The 15,851-nt window shown below is 63.5% G+C and carries 16 protein-coding genes; 7 read left to right on the top strand and 9 right to left on the bottom strand.

Features of this window, described 5'->3' with window-relative positions; genetic code table 11:
• Positions 1 to 13 precede the first annotated feature (13 nt).
• From HBH1_RS10780 to HBH1_RS10760, 5 genes are all read right to left on the bottom strand, one after another.
• Positions 14 to 1,498, bottom strand: a complete 1,485-nt coding sequence (locus HBH1_RS10780; RefSeq protein WP_102662761.1) for a DegQ family serine endoprotease — start codon at positions 1,496 to 1,498, stop codon at positions 14 to 16.
• Positions 1,499 to 1,666: 168 nt separating this feature from the next.
• A complete protein-coding gene (locus HBH1_RS10775; protein WP_102662760.1) occupies positions 1,667 to 3,010 on the bottom strand; it encodes an ATP-binding protein in 1,344 nt (447 codons plus the stop codon).
• Entirely contained in the window at positions 3,007 to 3,663 is a 657-nt protein-coding gene (locus tag HBH1_RS10770) for a response regulator (RefSeq protein WP_006461313.1), read from the bottom strand. The genes HBH1_RS10775 and HBH1_RS10770 overlap by 4 nt, the downstream gene beginning before the upstream one ends.
• A gap of 21 nt (positions 3,664 to 3,684) precedes the next feature.
• Positions 3,685 to 3,879, bottom strand: coding sequence for a DUF2905 domain-containing protein (locus HBH1_RS10765; protein WP_006461312.1), 195 nt, complete (start codon positions 3,877 to 3,879; stop codon positions 3,685 to 3,687).
• A 10-nt stretch (positions 3,880 to 3,889) separates the two neighbouring features.
• Complete coding sequence (locus HBH1_RS10760; RefSeq protein WP_102662759.1) at positions 3,890 to 5,050, bottom strand: class I SAM-dependent methyltransferase; 1,161 nt, start codon at positions 5,048 to 5,050, stop codon at positions 3,890 to 3,892.
• 44 nt (positions 5,051 to 5,094) lie between these two features.
• On the opposite strand from HBH1_RS10760, the gene HBH1_RS10755 reads away from it, so the two are divergent.
• The 4 genes from HBH1_RS10755 to HBH1_RS10740 all read left to right on the top strand — a co-directional run bounded on the left by HBH1_RS10755 (position 5,095) and on the right by HBH1_RS10740 (position 7,116).
• Positions 5,095 to 5,862 (top strand): SDR family oxidoreductase, encoded by a 768-nt coding sequence (locus HBH1_RS10755; protein WP_102662758.1) that lies wholly within the window; start codon positions 5,095 to 5,097, stop codon positions 5,860 to 5,862.
• 17 nt (positions 5,863 to 5,879) lie between these two features.
• Entirely contained in the window at positions 5,880 to 6,275 is a 396-nt protein-coding gene (locus HBH1_RS10750; protein WP_006461309.1) for a dihydroneopterin aldolase, read from the top strand.
• 143 nt (positions 6,276 to 6,418) lie between these two features.
• Entirely contained in the window at positions 6,419 to 6,712 is a 294-nt protein-coding gene (locus tag HBH1_RS10745) for a type II toxin-antitoxin system HigB family toxin (protein WP_102662756.1), read from the top strand.
• 11 nt (positions 6,713 to 6,723) lie between these two features.
• Complete coding sequence (locus tag HBH1_RS10740; RefSeq protein ID WP_006461307.1) at positions 6,724 to 7,116, top strand: helix-turn-helix domain-containing protein; 393 nt, start codon at positions 6,724 to 6,726, stop codon at positions 7,114 to 7,116.
• Positions 7,117 to 7,195: 79 nt separating this feature from the next.
• Here HBH1_RS10740 and HBH1_RS10735 read toward each other — a convergent pair whose 3' ends face one another.
• The 4 genes from HBH1_RS10735 to HBH1_RS10720 all read right to left on the bottom strand — a co-directional run bounded on the left by HBH1_RS10735 (position 7,196) and on the right by HBH1_RS10720 (position 11,936).
• Entirely contained in the window at positions 7,196 to 7,828 is a 633-nt protein-coding gene (locus HBH1_RS10735) for a YitT family protein (protein WP_077236265.1), read from the bottom strand.
• Entirely contained in the window at positions 7,821 to 9,011 is a 1,191-nt protein-coding gene (locus HBH1_RS10730; RefSeq protein WP_102662841.1) for an amino acid aminotransferase, read from the bottom strand. The genes HBH1_RS10735 and HBH1_RS10730 overlap by 8 nt, the downstream gene beginning before the upstream one ends.
• 118 nt (positions 9,012 to 9,129) lie before the next feature.
• Positions 9,130 to 10,446, bottom strand: coding sequence for an MFS transporter (locus HBH1_RS10725; RefSeq protein ID WP_102662755.1), 1,317 nt, complete (start codon positions 10,444 to 10,446; stop codon positions 9,130 to 9,132).
• A gap of 50 nt (positions 10,447 to 10,496) precedes the next feature.
• Entirely contained in the window at positions 10,497 to 11,936 is a 1,440-nt protein-coding gene (locus HBH1_RS10720; RefSeq protein WP_102662754.1) for a M20 family metallopeptidase, read from the bottom strand.
• Positions 11,937 to 12,215: 279 nt separating this feature from the next.
• Between HBH1_RS10720 and HBH1_RS10715 the strand changes: the two genes are divergently transcribed.
• The 3 genes from HBH1_RS10715 to rfbG all read left to right on the top strand — a co-directional run bounded on the left by HBH1_RS10715 (position 12,216) and on the right by rfbG (position 15,850).
• Positions 12,216 to 13,139: a LysR family transcriptional regulator gene (locus HBH1_RS10715; RefSeq protein ID WP_102662753.1), complete on the top strand. Its 924-nt coding sequence runs from the start codon at positions 12,216 to 12,218 to the stop codon at positions 13,137 to 13,139.
• A 216-nt stretch (positions 13,140 to 13,355) separates the two neighbouring features.
• On the top strand, positions 13,356 to 14,321 hold the full coding sequence (gene ttcA, locus HBH1_RS10710) for a tRNA 2-thiocytidine(32) synthetase TtcA (RefSeq protein ID WP_199181564.1): 966 nt from the start codon (positions 13,356 to 13,358) through the stop codon (positions 14,319 to 14,321).
• 452 nt (positions 14,322 to 14,773) lie between these two features.
• Complete coding sequence (rfbG, locus tag HBH1_RS10705) at positions 14,774 to 15,850, top strand: CDP-glucose 4,6-dehydratase (protein WP_174616835.1); 1,077 nt, start codon at positions 14,774 to 14,776, stop codon at positions 15,848 to 15,850.
• Position 15,851: the final 1 nt, after the last annotated feature.

Below are 15,851 nucleotides of genomic sequence, written 5' to 3'. Positions count from 1 at the left end.
CAAATCATTTATATCAATTCAGCGCCAGCGGCACGAAGATCTTCTCGTCGCCGCGCTCCACCAGCAGCGCCACATTCTTGCCGGCTTCGGTAGCCAGCTTGCGCAACTGGGGCACGCTCGTGACCGGGGTGCCATTGAGCGCCAGGATCACGTCTCCGCTCTGGATGCCGGCCACGGCCGCAGGTCCGCTGGCGTCTTCCACCAGCAAGCCCTTCTGACCACCCAGCTGGGCTTGCTCGTCCTTGTCCAGCGGACGCACCGCCAGCCCCAGGCGCCCCTGGTCATCGCTCTTACCCGGCTTGGCATCGCTCTTGGCCTGCTTCATCTCGCCCACCGTCACATTGAGGGTGCGTACCTTGCCGGCCCGCATCACTTCCATCGGCTTGCTGCTGCCCGGGGCGGCATCGGCCACCAGCGTGGGCAGATCCACCGAGTGATCAATGGCATGACCATCGAAACTCAGAATCACGTCGCCCGGTTGCAGACCCGCCTTGTCGGCCGGGCTACCCTTCTCCACCGAGCTGATCAGGGCACCCTCGGACTTCTTCAGACCGAAGGAATCCGACAGCGCCTGGTTCAGGTCCTGTACGGACACCCCGAGGCGGCCGCGTGTCACCTTGCCATGCGTGACCAGCTGCTGCTCCACCTTCATCGCCACATCGATCGGGATCGAGAACGACAGGCCCTGGAAGCCACCGGTCTGGCTGTAGATCTGCGAATTGATGCCGATCACCTGGCCATTCAGATCGAACAGCGGGCCACCCGAGTTACCCGGATTGACCGCGACGTCGGTCTGGATGAAGGGAACATAATTGTCGTCCGGCAGGCTGCGCGACTTGGCGCTGATGATGCCGGCCGTGGCGGTATTGTCGAAGCCGTAGGGCGAGCCGATGGCCAGCACCGGCTGTCCGACCTTGACCCGCGACGGGTCGCCGATCTGCACCGTCGGCAGGCTCTTCGCATCGATGCGGATGACGGCGATATCGCTCTGCTTGTCGATGCCCAGCACCTTGGCCTTGAACTCGCGGCGATCAGTCAGCTTGACCACCACCTCCTGGGCGCCATCGACCACGTGGGCGTTCGTGAGGATCAGGCCATCAGGCGAAATGATGAACCCCGAACCGAGACCATGCATCACCCGCGGTTGCTGCGGCATCTGCAGCTGCGGCCCGAAGCGCTTGAAGAATTCGGAGAAGGGATCGTTGGGGTCTACGCCGTTGTCGTCGTCATCGGCCACCTTGCGCGCCTTGCCGGTCACGCTGATGTTGACCACGGCCGGACCATAGCGCTGTACGATGCCCGAGAAATCGGTCGCCGCCGCGACCACCGGTCCGGCCGGGGCAGCGGGCGCGGGGCTGGCCGCCACCAGCGGGGCGCTGACCGCGGCCGCCTGCGCCGATGGCAGGTCGGCGCCACGAAAATAGACATAGCTGCCGCCGACCACTGCGGCAATCATGACGGCCAAAGTGTTACGAACAAAAACAATGCGACGGCTCATCTTCTTCTCCTTGATCGAACGCGATATCGATGGTCGGGTCGGTTCGCCGCACTTGAGCGACCCACTGGCCTCAACCGTTGGAGTGAAGATTAAGCAGTGAAAATTAAGGCAGACTTAAGGCAGAAAAAAGAAGCCTGCATGCCCTGCATGTGGTTTGCCTGGCGCCGCCTAGGCAGGCAGCAGGATGAAGTCGACCCTGGCCTGCAAGCCCTTGCCGGTATTGACCAGGGTCACCGGTACGCGGTGCAGGTCGGCGATCTGGCGCACGATGGCCAGTCCCAGGCCGCTACCGAAGGCGGCACGATTGCTGCTGGCATCCTGCGCACCGTGTGGACGCTGGGCGCGATAGAAACGATCGAAGACACGCGGCAATTCGCTCTCGGCAATACCCGGTCCGCTGTCCTGGATGACGACCGTGCAACGACCGGCAACGGACAGATCGACGCCGACATCGACCACGCCGCCCGCGGGCGTGTAGCGCAAGGCGTTGTCCACCAGATTGTTGAAGAGGATGCGCAGGGCATCGGCATTGCCTTGCACCTGCAGCCGCCGGCCATCATCACCCGCATCCGACAACCCCAGATCGATGCCGCCATGCTCGGCCACCGACGACAGGTCGCCCACCACGCTGGCCAGCAGCGCGCGCAGATCGACCGCCGTAAAGCCCATGGCATCGGGTTCCTGGCGCGCCAGGGTAAGCAACTGATGCACCAGGTGGGAGGTCCGCTCCAGGCCGCTCTTGAGGTCCGCAAAAGCAGCCCGGCGCTCCTCTTCATCGCTGGCACGCTCGGCCAGTTGCGCCTGCAGACGCAGGGCGGTCAGCGGCGTGCGCAATTCATGGGCGGCGTCGGCGACGAAGGCGCGCTGGGTTTCGGTGGAATGCTTCAGGCGCGCCAGCAGGTCATTCAAGGCATGCGTGAGCGGCTGGATTTCCTGCGGCATGCCCACGTCCGACAAGGGCTGCAGCGAATTCATGTCGCGCGCGGCCACTTCGGCGGCGGCCTTGCGCACCGGCGCCAAACCACGACTGACTGCCACCCACGACAACACCCCGATGAGGGGAAACAGCAACAGCAGGGGCACCACCGTCTTGACCGCCATCTGCGCGGCGATCTCGTCGCGTGCGCTCTGCGGCTGCGCCACCTGCACCACGGTACTGCCGATCTGCGCGCTGTAGACGCGCCACATGCCATTGGGCCCGCGCACATTGGCAAAGCCCAGTTCGGCCTGGCGCGGCATGGCGCCACGGGCATGCGAGTGGTAGATGACGGAGCCACGACTGTCCCAGATCTGCATCATGATCTCGTCCTCCAGCTCAGGGAACTGCTGCCCCGGCGAGATCGGCGAGAAGGCCTGGCGCGGCAGCGAGGCCGCGATCTGGCGCATCTGGTAATCGAAGATCTGGTTGGCCTCGCCACGCGCCTGGAAGTACAGCGCCACCCCGGCCAGCACGATGATGGAGAACAGGCCCAGTCCCAGCCACAGCAACAGCTTGTTGCGGATCGATTTCATGCCGGCACCAGGTAACCCACGCCGCGCACGTTCTTGATGAAGTCGCTGCCGACCTTCTTGCGCAGCGCGTGGATATGCACTTCGACGGCATTGCTCTCGATGCTGTCGTCCCAGCCGTACAGTTTTTCTTCCAGCTGCGCCCGCGACAGCACCACCCCGGGACGATCCATGAAGGCCTGCAGCAGCGTGAATTCACGCGCCGACAGGTTGACCGGCTTGCCACCCACGGTGACCTCGTGGGTGGCTGGATTCAGTACCACCTCACGCACCTGCACCAGACTCTCTGCCCGCCCCGCCTGACGGCGCGAAAGGGCGCGCATGCGGGCCGACAGTTCTTCCAGGTCGAACGGCTTGATCAGGTAATCGTCGGCGCCGGCATCAAGCCCGGCCACGCGGTCGGCCACTGCGTCACGCGCCGTGGTGATGAGCACCGGGATGCCATTGCCGCGCTCGCGCAGCGTGCGCAACACCGCCAGGCCATCCTTTTGCGGCAGGCCCAGGTCCAGCAGCAACATGGCGTAATCCTCGGTCCGCAGGGCAACGTCGGCCGACTTGCCATCCTGCACCCAGTCGATGGCAAAACCGTCCTGGCGCAAACCCTTGCGCACGGCTTCGCCCACCATGGGATCGTCTTCCACCAGCAATACGCGCATGTCGCAGGCTCCTTGTCGGATTCAGAGTAGCTTCGCCAGCAGGAACACCACCACCGAGATCAGGATGGTCGAGGCAAAGGGCAGCGAAAAGATGCGGCCGAACAGACGGAAGCGCAAGTCCCCCGGCAAGCGGCCGATGCCCAGCTTCTCCAGCCAGGGCAGCAAGGTCGAGAACACGATGACCGAGAGAAAGATGACGACGATCCAGCGTATCAAGCGCTTCTCCTCAGAGTCGGTGGGTGCGGTCGTGACGCAGCATACGGGCCGGCCATTCGACATTCTTACCGATGGCCAGTACCTTGAACAGCTCGCCCATCTCGGCCGGGGAAATCAGTTTCTGCATGCCATTGGCCAGCGGCAGATAACGCAAGCTGTCCTCGGGCGAAGTACGCAGCAGCAGCTCGCCAATGCCGGCATTGAGCAGGAATGCGCCCTGGCTGGTATAGGCCAGCACTTCGGCCCCCTCTTCCACCGCGGCTACTGCCATCGCGGTGAAATCGACGTGGGCCGTAATGTCCTGCAGGCCTGGCCAGTAGAACGGATCAGGGTGGGCATGATGGCGGTAGTGGCACATCAGTGTCCCCTGATCACGATCCAGCAGATAGTATTCCGCGGCCGGGAATCCGTAATCCGGCAGGATCGCCAGGCCACCTGCGCCCCGGGCCAGCATGCGCCCCAGCGTATGCATGAAACCGATGGCCACTGGCGCCAGTTCGGTGAGATAACCCTGCGGCAGTTCATCCGCGTCGGGAATCTGCGCCACCGGCAGATCGGCCACGGCACGGTCCTCGAAGCGCAGGCGCCCCTGGGCATCACATGCCACGCCGCGCTCCAGCCAGCCCTCGGCCGCCTTCACGGCCAGCCGCACCGGCATGGCGTCCAGCACCTCATTGCCCACCACCACACCGGAAAAGCTTTCCGGCAAGGCATCGAGCCACTCCACCACCGACGCGAAAGCGGCCAGTGTTGCCTGTTGCTGTGCGCGCAACTGCGCCGAGATTTCCACGATGAAATATTTTCGCGGCAAGGCCTCCCGCAACTGCAATTCGCTGAGGATGTCCCGTGCCAGCTTGCCGGTACCGGCGCCGAATTCCAGCAGCACGTTGTCCACCTCGGGACTGGCGGCGATCACCTCGGCGGCCAGGTGGGCCAGCGTGGCGCCATACAGGGGCGAGATTTCCGGCGCGGTTGTAAAATCCCCCTCTTTGCCCAGCTTGGCCGAACCACCGCTGTAATAGCCCACCTGGGGCGCATACAGGGCCAGATCCATGTAACGTTCGAAGGAAATCCAGCCACCGGCGGCGGCGATCTCGCCGGCGATCAGTTGCTGGAGGGTGTGCGAGGCCGACTGTGCGTCGGCGCCTGGTTCGGGTAGTTGCAGTTGCATGGGCCGTATTGTATTGGAGTATCGGACTATTGGAGACCTGGAGCATGAGCTCATCCACTTCAGCCGGCGTCGCGCTGGTCACTGGCGCGGCGCGGCGCATCGGCAGGCATATCGCCCTGGCACTGGCGCGGGCCGGCTGGGACGTGGCCGTCCACTACAACCGTTCGCGCGAAGAGGCCGACACCCTGGTACGCGAGATCGAAGCCCTGGGACGCCGGGCGCTGGCCGTGCATGCCGAACTGGGCGACCAGGCCCAGGTGAGCAGCCTGTTGACCCAGGCTGCACCGCTGGGACGCGTGCGCTGTGTGGTCAACAACGCCTCGCTGTTCGATTTCGATGACGCCGCCAGCTTCGGCAACGAACGCCTGCTGCGCCACATGAGTGCCAATGTCGGCGCCCCGGTGTTGCTGGCGCAGGCCTTGTACGAGGCCACGGCGGAGGGCGAACAAGCCGTCGTGGTCAACCTGCTGGACCAGAAACTGTACAATCCCAATCCCGACTTCCTGTCCTACACCCTGTCCAAGGCTGCCCTGCACAGCGCCACCACCCTGCTGGCGCAGGCACTGGCGCCCAAGGTCCGGGTGGTGGGCGTGGCGCCCGGCCTGACCATGGTCTCGGGCGACCAGACCGAGCAACAGTTCGACCGGGCGCACACCGTCACGCCCCTGGGCCGTGGCAGCACCCCCGAGGACATCGCCGCCGCCGTCTGCTACGTGGCCTCGGCGCGGGCCGTGACGGGTACCACCCTGCTGGTCGATGGCGGCCAGCATTTGCTTCCCCTTTCGCGCGACGTCATGTTCGTGGCGAAATAACCTTTACATTTCTGATCATGCTCTTCCTGTCCCATCCTTCCCTGCAAGATTGCCGCCGCGTGTTCCTGCGCAACTACGAGGTGTTCATCAACATCGGCGTGCACGAGTTCGAAAAGAAGGGTGAGCAGCGCATCCTGATCAACGTCGATCTCTACGTCCCGCTGGCCGATACCACCCCCACCGCCGATCACCTCGACGAAGTGGTGGACTACGACTTCATCCGCTCCACCATCGCCCAGCGCATGGCACGCGGCCACATCCACCTGCAGGAAACCCTGTGCGATGACGTGATGACGGCCATGCTGGCCCATCCCAAGGTGCGTGCGGTCCGCGTCTCCACCGAAAAGCCTGACGTCTATCCGGATTGCGATTCGGTGGGCGTGGAGACATTCCGTATCAAGACCGCGGGCTGATCCGATCCGCCGCATTCCAGCCGTCCTCCGCCGGCAGCACGACCAGAACCCCGCCTGATGCGGGGTTCTGTGTTTTTCGAGAATTACATACGGTTTTACACTTCCGTCCCGCTACCAAGGTGGTAGCATGTTACGGTGTGTCGATGCGCATCATTGCCCTCTCCACCTTACGGACTTTCTGGACCGCACACCCTGCCGCGGAGACTTCGCTGCGAGCATGGCACGCCCTGGCCAGCCGGGTGAACTGGAAGACCCCGGCCGACATCAAGGCGGCCTATCGCAATGCCAGCTTCACCAGAAACAACCGTGTGGTGTTCAATATCAAGGGCAACGACTACCGGCTGGTGGTCGCTGTACGCTACGACAAGGAATTGATCTACATCCGCTTCGTCGACACGCATCGCCAGTATGACGCCATTGATGTGGAAACGATTTGAAGGAATGCCACATGCAACTCAAACTGATACGTACCCGCAAGGACTACCGCGCTGCACTGGCCGAGGCGGAGCGTCTGTGGGATGCTCCGGCACGTTCGCAACAAGCCGATCAACTGGATGTACTTACCCTGCTGATCGCCCATTACGAGCGCTCGCACTTTGCCATTGGTGATCCGGACCCCATCGACTTCCTGCTGCATGTCATGGAGGCGCGTGGCCTGACGCGTAAGGATCTGGAGCCCTACCTGGGACCACGTGGTCGCGTCTCCGACATCCTCAACCGGGTGCGTCCGATGACCCTGGACATGATCCGCAAGCTCAGCGCCGGCTTGAACCTCCCGGCCGATCTGCTGATCCAGCCCTATCCCGTCAGGTCGGCGACCGGTGAACCGGTCAGCGCCTGATGCCATCAAGAAAAATGCCGTCCAGCTTGCGTTGGACGGCATTGATCCTGAGCGACAGGCTTGGCAGGAATAAGCTCAACTACATCCCCATATACCTGCCCGCCCGGTGATTCAAGGCAATCACCAGATTGGCAGTAACCGCACCCAGGATGGACGCCAGCAAGACCCGCGGCGTTACCACCAACAGCGAACACAGTACGATCACCACGTCCACGCCCATCTGCAACTTGCCGGCACGCAGGCCGTAACGGTCCTGCAGGAACAGCGTAACCACGTTGATCCCGCCAAGGCTGGCGCCATGGCGGAACAGCATCACGAATCCCACCCCCATCAACAGGCCACCCAGCACCGCGCTGTAGAACAGGTCCAGCTTGCCGTAGCTGATGAAGTGCGGATGCATCAACGAAAAGCCGGACACCAGCGCCACCGCGCAGAAGGTCTTGCCGGTGAAGCGCCGGCCCATCCGGCGAAACGCGAAATAGTAGAACGGGATGTTGATGACGAAGAACACCACGCCAAACGGCAGGCCCGTCAGGTAATGCGTCAGGAAGGCCAGGCCGGCAGTGCTGCCGGTCAACAGGCCCACCTGGCTGTACATGTTCACCGCCAGCGAGACGAAGAGCGTGCCGGCCACCAGCGCCAGCACGTCTTCATAGCTCTTGTGGCGGATGTCGGCCGCAACCAATGCGGCCTTGCCCGCCACTTCAGCCACGCAGCACCTCGGCCATGGTCTCGGCCACGCGTGCAACGTTGCTGTCGTTGAGGCCGGCCACGCAGATGCGACCGGTACCCACGGCGTAGACGCCGAACTCTTCGCGCAGACGGTCCACCTGGGTGGACGTCAGGCCGGTGTAACCGAACATGCCGTTCTGGCGCAGCAGGAAGGAAAAGTCCTGGTCCGGAACCGCGCTCTTGAGTTGCGAGGCCAGCTTGACGCGCATGTCGCGCACCCGTACCCGCATCTCCTCGACTTCGGCACGCCATTGCGTGGCCAGCTTGTCATCGCCCAGCACATGCGCCACCAGCAGCGCACCATTGCGCGCCGGGCTGGAGTAGTTGCGACGTACGGTCAGCTTCAGTTGGCCCAGCACATTGGCCGCCTGGCCTGCCTGCGGGCAGAACACCGACAACGCACCGATGCGCTCGCTGTAGAGCGAGAATATCTTGGAGAAGGAATTGGAGAGGAAGAACGGAATCTGCCGACGCACCGCCTCGCGCACCGGCCAGATATCTTCGTCCAGGCTCTCGGCGAAGCCCTGGTAGGCCAGGTCGAAGAAGGGCAGCAGACCGCGCTTTTCGAGCACGTCGACGATCTGTTCCCACTGCGCGCGGGTCGGATCGACGCCGGTCGGATTGTGGCAGCAGGGGTGCAGCAGCACCACCGCGCCCTTGGGCAGGGAATCCAGCTTGGCCAGCATGCCCTCGAAGTTCAGGCCCTTGGTCTGCGCATCGTAGTAGGGGTAACGCTCGGTCTTGAAGCCGGCGCCTTCGAAGATGCCGACGTGGTTGTCCCAGGTCGGGTCCGGCAGCCAGATGGTGGGTTGAGGGAAGAAACGCGCGATCAGGTCGGCACCCACCTTCAACGCACCCGAGCCGCCCAGGGTCTGCACGATGGCCAGATGTTCCGCCGAGGGCAGATCCGCACCGAAGAGCAGCTTGGCCACCGCCTGGCGATAGGCGGCATGGCCTTCCATGGGCAGATAGACGTAGGGCGCGCCGACTTCGGCCACCGCCGCGGCAGCGGTGCGCACCGAGGGCAGCACCGGCACCACGCCACGACCATCGGTGTAGATGCCGATGGAAAGGTTGACCTTGTTGCTGCGCTCGTCGCGCTGGAACTGTTCCATCAGGCTCAGGATGGGATCGCCGGCATACGGCGGGAGATGCGAAAACATGAGGACCTCGTCAGATTGAGAAACGCCGATGCCGGTGCAGCCGAGCTTCACCGGCAAAACCGCCATGGTAGCGCGGCGCGGGGAAAATTTCCTGCCCCGCGTCACGCTGTTGGCTGTTTTACAGGTATTTTTTCAGGCGCAGGTGGTAGATCGACACGCACACCAGGCTGATGGCCGCGCAGCCCATCAGGTAGTAGCTGGGCGACACCGGATTACCGGTCTTGCCCACCAGCCAGGTCACCATGAAGGGGGTGAAACCGCCGAAGACCGTTGCGCCCAGGCTATAGCTGATGCCCATGCCGCGCACCCGGGTCGCCGGCGGGAAGATCGAGGACAGCACCACGCCCAGCGAACCGAAGTACACCGCCTTCAGGATGCCGGCCCAGATCATGATGGCCATCATCACCCATACGCTGGGCTGGGCGATGACCCAGACGAAGGAGCCATAGATGGTCGCCAACGTCAGCACGGTGGACACCACCATGATGCGGGTGCGGCCATAACGGTCGGCCAGCAGGCCCATGAAAGGCGCGCCCACCATCAGGATGGCGCCGGTCACCGCCGCAGCGGCAAAGGCCGTCGATTGCGGCAGGTGCAGTTGCTTGATGGCAAAGGTCGGCATGTACAGCAGCATCAGGTAGGTGGCGGCAGTGGAGACAGACAGGATGCCCATGGCCACCAGCACGCGGGTCACCTGCAGGCCCCAGGAAGCGTCATCCGCCTGACTGGCCTGGGCCTTCTTCGCCATCGGTACTTCATCGATGTGACGGCGGATGTACAGGCCCACCGGCGCGATCAAGAGGCCGAAGGCGAACGGCAGGCGCCAGCCCCAGGCCGAAATCTGCTCCGGCGTGAGCCACAGGTTCAGCAGGAAACCGGCCAGCGCCGCCATCAACGCGGCCGCGCCCTGGCTGGAGAATTGCCAGCTGGCCATGAAGGCGCGGCGCTTGGAGCCGGTCTCGGTCAGCAAGGCGGTGGCCGAACCGAACTCGCCACCGGCCGACAGCGCTAGCAGGATGCGCGCCACCAGGATGCCGATGGGAGCCGCCACGCCGATCGATTCATAGGTCGGGATCACGGTACAGATCAGGGTGCCGACCACGGTCATCGACAGCGAGACCAGCAGCGCCGGCTTGCGCCCCACCTTGTCGCCGTACCAGCCCAGCAGGATGGCCCCCAGCGGGCGGAACAGATACGACAGGCCAAAGGTAGCGAAGGTCACCAGCAGCGAGACCGTGTCGTCGCCGGTGGGGAAGAACAGCTTGGAGATGGTCACGGCGAAGAAGCCGTAGGCCACGAAATCGAACCATTCCAGGGCATTGCCGATGGAGGAGGCAATGATCAGTCGCCGCGTGCGGGCGGCCGACATCGGGGCCGGCTCGCTGTGCGCGGAGGGAGAAACTTCCTGTGCTGCCGATGGAGACGCTGCGTTCATGTTCTTGTTCCCGTATGGATGGACTGCGTTGGGTAGTGTTCGACGGCCGATCAGGCAGGCAGGGGTGCGGGGTGATGCGCGGCCTGCCCGGCGCGCCGGGCATCGGCCACCTGCCGTCCCTGCTGCCCGATATCCCACAGCAGGCCCGCCATCAGTTGCAAACCCTCGCGGGCCACCGAGGCCAGCAAATGCTCGTCCGGCGCATGCTGCGAGCACGAGGGGTAGGAATGCGGCATCCACAGCGTAGGCAGGTCCAGCGCTTCGGAAAAACAGTGATTGGGGATGGTGCCACCCAGGTTGGGCAGGATGGTCACCGGCTTGCCGACGGTCTCTTGCATGGAGCTGGTGGCCAGCGCGACCCAGGGGTCGTCCGGATCGAGACGGGTAGCCGGGGCGGCCGCCTGGATCTCGATCTGCACATCGTGGTAACCCTGCTCGTCAAGATGCTTGCGCAGGCTCGTCTGCACGTCCTCCCACACAGTGCCGACCACGAAGCGCAACTGGAACACCGCCTGCGCCCGCGCCGGGATGGCCCCCACCGGACGCTGGGCGTTGCCGGCCTCGAAGGCGATCAGTTCCAGCGTGTTCCAGGCAAACAGACGCTCGCCAGCAGACAAGCCTGGCTCACCCCAGTTTGCATCCAGCTTGGGATCGCCGGCGTCACTGCCCACGGCAAAGTCGCGCACCAGTGCGCGCACGCGCTGGCTGACCTGGCGCGGGCGCAGACCCGGCACCAGGATCACGCCCCGCGCATCCACGAGAGAGGCCGCCGCATTGGCCAGCACGGTGGCCGGATTGCGCAGCACGCCACCCCAGTTGCCGGCGTGATGGGCGCCATTGCCGATATCCAGACTGAGCTTGAACTGCAGTGCGCCACGCGAACCGAGGAACAGTGTCGGGCTGGACGCGGCCAGCCGTGGACCGTCCGAGGCCAGGAACAGGTCTGCCTCCAGGTAGTCGGCATACTCGCGGCAAGCCTCGTACAGGCCGGGCGACCCCACTTCTTCACCCATCTCGAAAATCATCTTCACATTGCAACCGAGCTTGCCGTCGGCAGCAGCGATCGCCGCGGCCAACGCTCCCAGGTTGATGCTGTGCTGGCCCTTGTTGTCGGCCGCGCCGCGTCCGTACCAGCGGTCGCCATGGGGTTCCAGCTGCCAGGGCGAGCGGTCCTGCTGCCAGCGCCCTTCCTGGCCGTTGACCACGTCACCATGGCCATACATGAGCACGGTCACGGCATCGGCCGACTCCATGCGGCGCGCCAGCAACAGAGGGGGCGCGCCAGCAATCGGGTTGTCCACCTGGCGCGATTCGAAGCCCAGTGCTGCCAGGGCCGGGGCGATCTCATCCTGCAGATACTGCACCAGCTCCGGTGCACGGGCAGCATTCTGGCTTTCGGTAGGCAGTGCGATGCGACGCTGCAGGTCGTTCTGGAAAAGGCCAGAGTCGAAATACTCGGCGGCCAGATGGAGGGCGGTACTGCGGGACATGGACAAGGCTCCTTGGATCTGAATCTCGAAAGAATTCTAGGAGCCATCAACATTTCCAACAATGTCAATTTTTAAAACGATTCATTCTCTATTTAGCAAACCATAAAATGGTGCTGCAACACCGCCATCAGCCCAAAAATCGTGCACATCTGGCGCTAAAACCGTATTTTTTTACGCACCTATGTCGCCATGCACCATAAGATACTTCCATTGCTTTGCAATGATTAAGCTTCATATTTGTTTAAAATGAAAACCCTTTTCCCTTCACTGGTCCCTTCCATGCAAAGTACCACGCTGCGCTATTTCTACCAGGTCGGTCGCACCGGTTCGCTGACGGCCGCCGCCGAGCGCTTGCATGTGGCCGTCTCGGCAGTGAGCCGTCAGGTTGCCAAGATGGAGGAGGAGACCGGCGTTGTGCTGTTCGAGCGGCGCGCACGCGGCATGCACCTGACCCCGGCCGGCGAGGTACTGATGGCCTTCGCCCGGCGCAACCTGCTGGAGGTGGAACAGGTGCTGGCCGAGGTCAAGGGTCTCAATGCAGTGGGCCAGAGCGTGGTCACCCTGGCCTGTTCGGAAGGCTTCGCCTGGGACCTGCTGCCCAATGTAATGGCGCAATTCCGCGAGCAATATCCGGGCATGCAGTTCAAGCTCAACGTGGTGGGAGCGGCCAAGGCCTCGCAGATGGTCATCGACGGCGAAGCCGATATCTCGGTCACCTACAGCCTGGGGCCGGCGGAGGGCCTGGCCATCGCCTACCGCGAGTCCGGGCCGATCTTTGCGTTGATGAAACGGGAGCATCCGCTGGCCACCCGCAAGCTGCTGGCCCTGAGCGATCTGCAGCCCTATCCGCTGGCGCTGCCGGAGGAAGGCTCCACGGTGCGGCAACTGTTCGACATTGCCTGCGGCATGCGCGGCCTGCTGTTCGCCCCGGTCTTCACCAGCCACTCACTGGGCGCGGTGTACCGCTTCACCGCACGCTCGCCCGATACGGTGGCGCTGGGTGGCTTCCTGACCGTACAGGAGCGTGCCGAGGAAGATGGCATGGCCCTGGTTGCCATGGCCGAGTCCGAACTGCACCAGCGCACCCTGCAGGTGCAGACCATGGCGGGCCGCAAGCTGCCCCCTGCAGTCTCGGCCTTCGCTGATTTCCTGATTGCGGCAATCCGCCAGATTCGCAGTCGCCACGAACTGGGCGTGCGCTGAACCGCCAGGTGAACGTCGGCCCCTACACCGATGCGGCCTGAATGCCACGTTTTGCGCAAGGCGCACTGCCCGAACGCGCCCCGCCCATGGCACGAACCGGCGCTGCATGAGAAAATGCCGGTCCTCCGCCCGTGCCCAGCCATCTTGCCTGTTTATCAACCGGCAGACTTGGCGTTGGCGCGGCAGCAACAGCCTACCGATTGAAGGAATTCCCCCATGAACGACATTGCGGCCGCAGTGCAACTGTCCGACCTGACCCAGCTGCCCGGGCTGGATGAACCGTCCACGCCGGCTGCCGGCGCGCATGCGGAAGTGACGGCACGCGGCTCACGCCGCTTCGAGATCCTGGAAAAGAGCATCCGCCGCATGACCGGCCGTGCCATCGCCGACTTCGACATGATCCGCGACGGCGACGTCATCATGGCCTGCATGTCCGGCGGCGCCGACAGCTACACCATGCTGGAGACCCTGCGTTACCTGCAGACGGTGGCACCGGTGAAGTTCGAGATCATCGCCGTGAACCTGGACCAGAAGCAGCCGGGTTTCCCCGAGCACATCCTGCCCGCGTATTTCGAGCGCATCGGCGTGCGCTACCGCATTGTCGAGGAAGACACCTACAGCATCGTCAAGGACAAGATCGCCCCAGGCAAGACCACCTGCTCCCTGTGCTCGCGCCTGCGCCGCGGCATCCTGTACCGCGTGGCCAAGGAACTGGGCGCCACCAAGATCGCCCTGGGCCATCACCGCGACGATATCCTGCATACCTTCATGCTCAACATGTTCTACGGTGGCAAGATCAAGACCATGCCGCCCAAGCTGATCGCCGACGATGGCGAGAACGTGGTGATCCGTCCGCTGGCCTATGTGCGCGAGCCGGATATCAAGAAGTACGCGGCCGCCATGGAATTCCCCATCATCCCCTGCAACCTGTGCGGATCGCAGCCCAACCTGCAGCGTCAGGCCATGCGCGAAATGCTCAATGAGTGGGAAAAGACCAATCCCTTGTGGATCAAGAGCATGTTCACCGCCATGGCCAACATCACGCCATCGCATATGCTGGACCGTAGCCTGTTCGACTTCGGCAGCTTCCAGCCGGTTGCAGGCAAGCAGGCCGCGGGCGACACCCTGTTCGATCGCGACGACCAGCTCGACCAGGGGCAATCGGTGGTCAGTCTGCTCTGATTCCCAGCCCGACCGGCGTCGTTCTCACGCTTGCCACACCCGCTGCAAGACTTAGGATGACGAGACACCGCGTATCACCTCATTGCCCGGAAGCCCGCCTGCAAAGCGGCTTCTGCGGCCAGCGCGGGCGCCAGCCAAACCCAAAAAAGTAAATTTTTGTTGTCATCCGGCTATAGTCGGGGATTGGACGACAAATACCCTCCTCTTCCACGCTTGAAGGCGAAAAACCGCATGTTCTAATCTGACCCATCGTAGTGAGCTGCCGCGAGGGCTCGCTGCCAGGTCAGAATAAAGACAACCATGCAGTCGTGGTTTCGCAGGGAAAACGTGATCCCGACACGGAAAATACCGGGAGGCCGAGCCGCCACCGACGTGCCGGCCGCCGCGTGAAACATCGCACCCACGCCTCTGCACCCGAACGACTCTCCGCCCTACGTGTAAGAGGCTGCCTGATGGCTCATTTTTGGCGCGACAAGCGCGTTTTCATCACCGGTCACACCGGCTTCAAGGGAAGCTGGCTGACTCTTTGGCTGCACCTGATGGGCGCCAAGGTCAGCGGCTATTCGCTGCCGGCGCCGACCAATCCCAGCCTGTTCCACCTGGCGCGGCTGCACAATTGTGTGCAGACCACCACCGGTGACGTGCGCGATCCCAAGCACCTGGCCGAAACGCTGGCGGCGGTGCAGCCGGACATCGTCTTCCACCTGGCCGCCCAGCCGCTGGTACGCGACTCCTACAGCACGCCCCTCGATACCTACGCCACCAACGTAATGGGGACCGCACACCTGCTGGAAGCAGTGCGCCACACTCCGTGCGTGCGCTCGGTGGTGGTGGTCACCAGCGACAAATGCTATGAAAACCGTGAATGGCTGTGGGGCTATCGCGAGGACGACCCGATGGGTGGCCACGATCCCTACAGCAGCAGCAAGGGCGCGGCTGAACTGGTGACCTCGGCCTATCGCCGTTCCTTCTTCGCCAAGGACCCGGAGAACCCGGTCGGCATCGCCAGCGTGCGCGCCGGCAATGTCATCGGCGGCGGCGACTTCGCAGCCGACCGGCTGGTGCCCGATTTCGTCCGTGCATTGGAAAGAAACGAGGCCGTGAGCATCCGCAACCCGCATGCGGTACGCCCCTGGCAGTTCGTGCTGGAGCCATTGTCGGGCTATCTGCAGATCGCCCAGTTGCTCTATGAGCACGGCGGCAAGTATGGCGAGGCCTGGAACTTCGGCCCGGCCGACACCGATATGCAGACCGTCAGCCAGCTCTGCGCCACCTTCAACCATTCCTTGCAGAAGAATGACGTGATGCCGGTGGAGGTAAGACTGGAGCCGCAACCGCAGGGCCCGCATGAGGCCGGCACGCTGCGGCTGGACATTTCCAAGGCCCGTCAGCGCCTGGACTGGATTCCCAAGATGGAGCTCTACACCGCGCTGGAGCTGACTGCGCAATGGTATGCCGGCTACCTCAACAACGAGGATCTGCGCAGCCTGAGCGAGAATCAGATCGCCTTCTACCAGAGTCTGACATAAT

It is taken from the genome of Herbaspirillum sp. BH-1 (assembly GCF_002870055.1).
Taxonomy (GTDB): domain Bacteria; phylum Pseudomonadota; class Gammaproteobacteria; order Burkholderiales; family Burkholderiaceae_D; genus Herbaspirillum; species Herbaspirillum frisingense.
This window is presented reverse-complemented; position numbering and strand designations above follow the sequence as displayed.

Excerpts from the sequence above, each read along its gene's own strand:
- HBH1_RS10740 (WP_006461307.1), top strand. The coding sequence starts at position 6,724 with ATGCAACTCAAACTGATACGTACCCGCAAGGACTACCGCGCTGCACTG.
- HBH1_RS10750 (WP_006461309.1), top strand. The coding sequence starts at position 5,880 with ATGCTCTTCCTGTCCCATCCTTCCCTGCAAGATTGCCGCCGCGTGTTC.
- HBH1_RS10770 (WP_006461313.1), bottom strand. The coding sequence starts at position 3,663 with ATGCGCGTATTGCTGGTGGAAGACGATCCCATGGTGGGCGAAGCCGTG.
- ttcA (WP_199181564.1), top strand. The coding sequence starts at position 13,356 with ATGAACGACATTGCGGCCGCAGTGCAACTGTCCGACCTGACCCAGCTG.
- HBH1_RS10715 (WP_102662753.1), top strand. The coding sequence starts at position 12,216 with ATGCAAAGTACCACGCTGCGCTATTTCTACCAGGTCGGTCGCACCGGT.
- HBH1_RS10780 (WP_102662761.1), bottom strand. The coding sequence starts at position 1,498 with ATGAGCCGTCGCATTGTTTTTGTTCGTAACACTTTGGCCGTCATGATT.
- rfbG (WP_174616835.1), top strand. The coding sequence starts at position 14,774 with ATGGCTCATTTTTGGCGCGACAAGCGCGTTTTCATCACCGGTCACACC.
- HBH1_RS10755 (WP_102662758.1), top strand. The coding sequence starts at position 5,095 with ATGAGCTCATCCACTTCAGCCGGCGTCGCGCTGGTCACTGGCGCGGCG.
- HBH1_RS10720 (WP_102662754.1), bottom strand. The coding sequence starts at position 11,936 with ATGTCCCGCAGTACCGCCCTCCATCTGGCCGCCGAGTATTTCGACTCT.
- HBH1_RS10745 (WP_102662756.1), top strand. The coding sequence starts at position 6,419 with ATGCGCATCATTGCCCTCTCCACCTTACGGACTTTCTGGACCGCACAC.
- HBH1_RS10775 (WP_102662760.1), bottom strand. The coding sequence starts at position 3,010 with ATGAAATCGATCCGCAACAAGCTGTTGCTGTGGCTGGGACTGGGCCTG.
- HBH1_RS10730 (WP_102662841.1), bottom strand. The coding sequence starts at position 9,011 with ATGTTTTCGCATCTCCCGCCGTATGCCGGCGATCCCATCCTGAGCCTG.
- HBH1_RS10725 (WP_102662755.1), bottom strand. The coding sequence starts at position 10,446 with ATGAACGCAGCGTCTCCATCGGCAGCACAGGAAGTTTCTCCCTCCGCG.
- HBH1_RS10760 (WP_102662759.1), bottom strand. The coding sequence starts at position 5,050 with ATGCAACTGCAACTACCCGAACCAGGCGCCGACGCACAGTCGGCCTCG.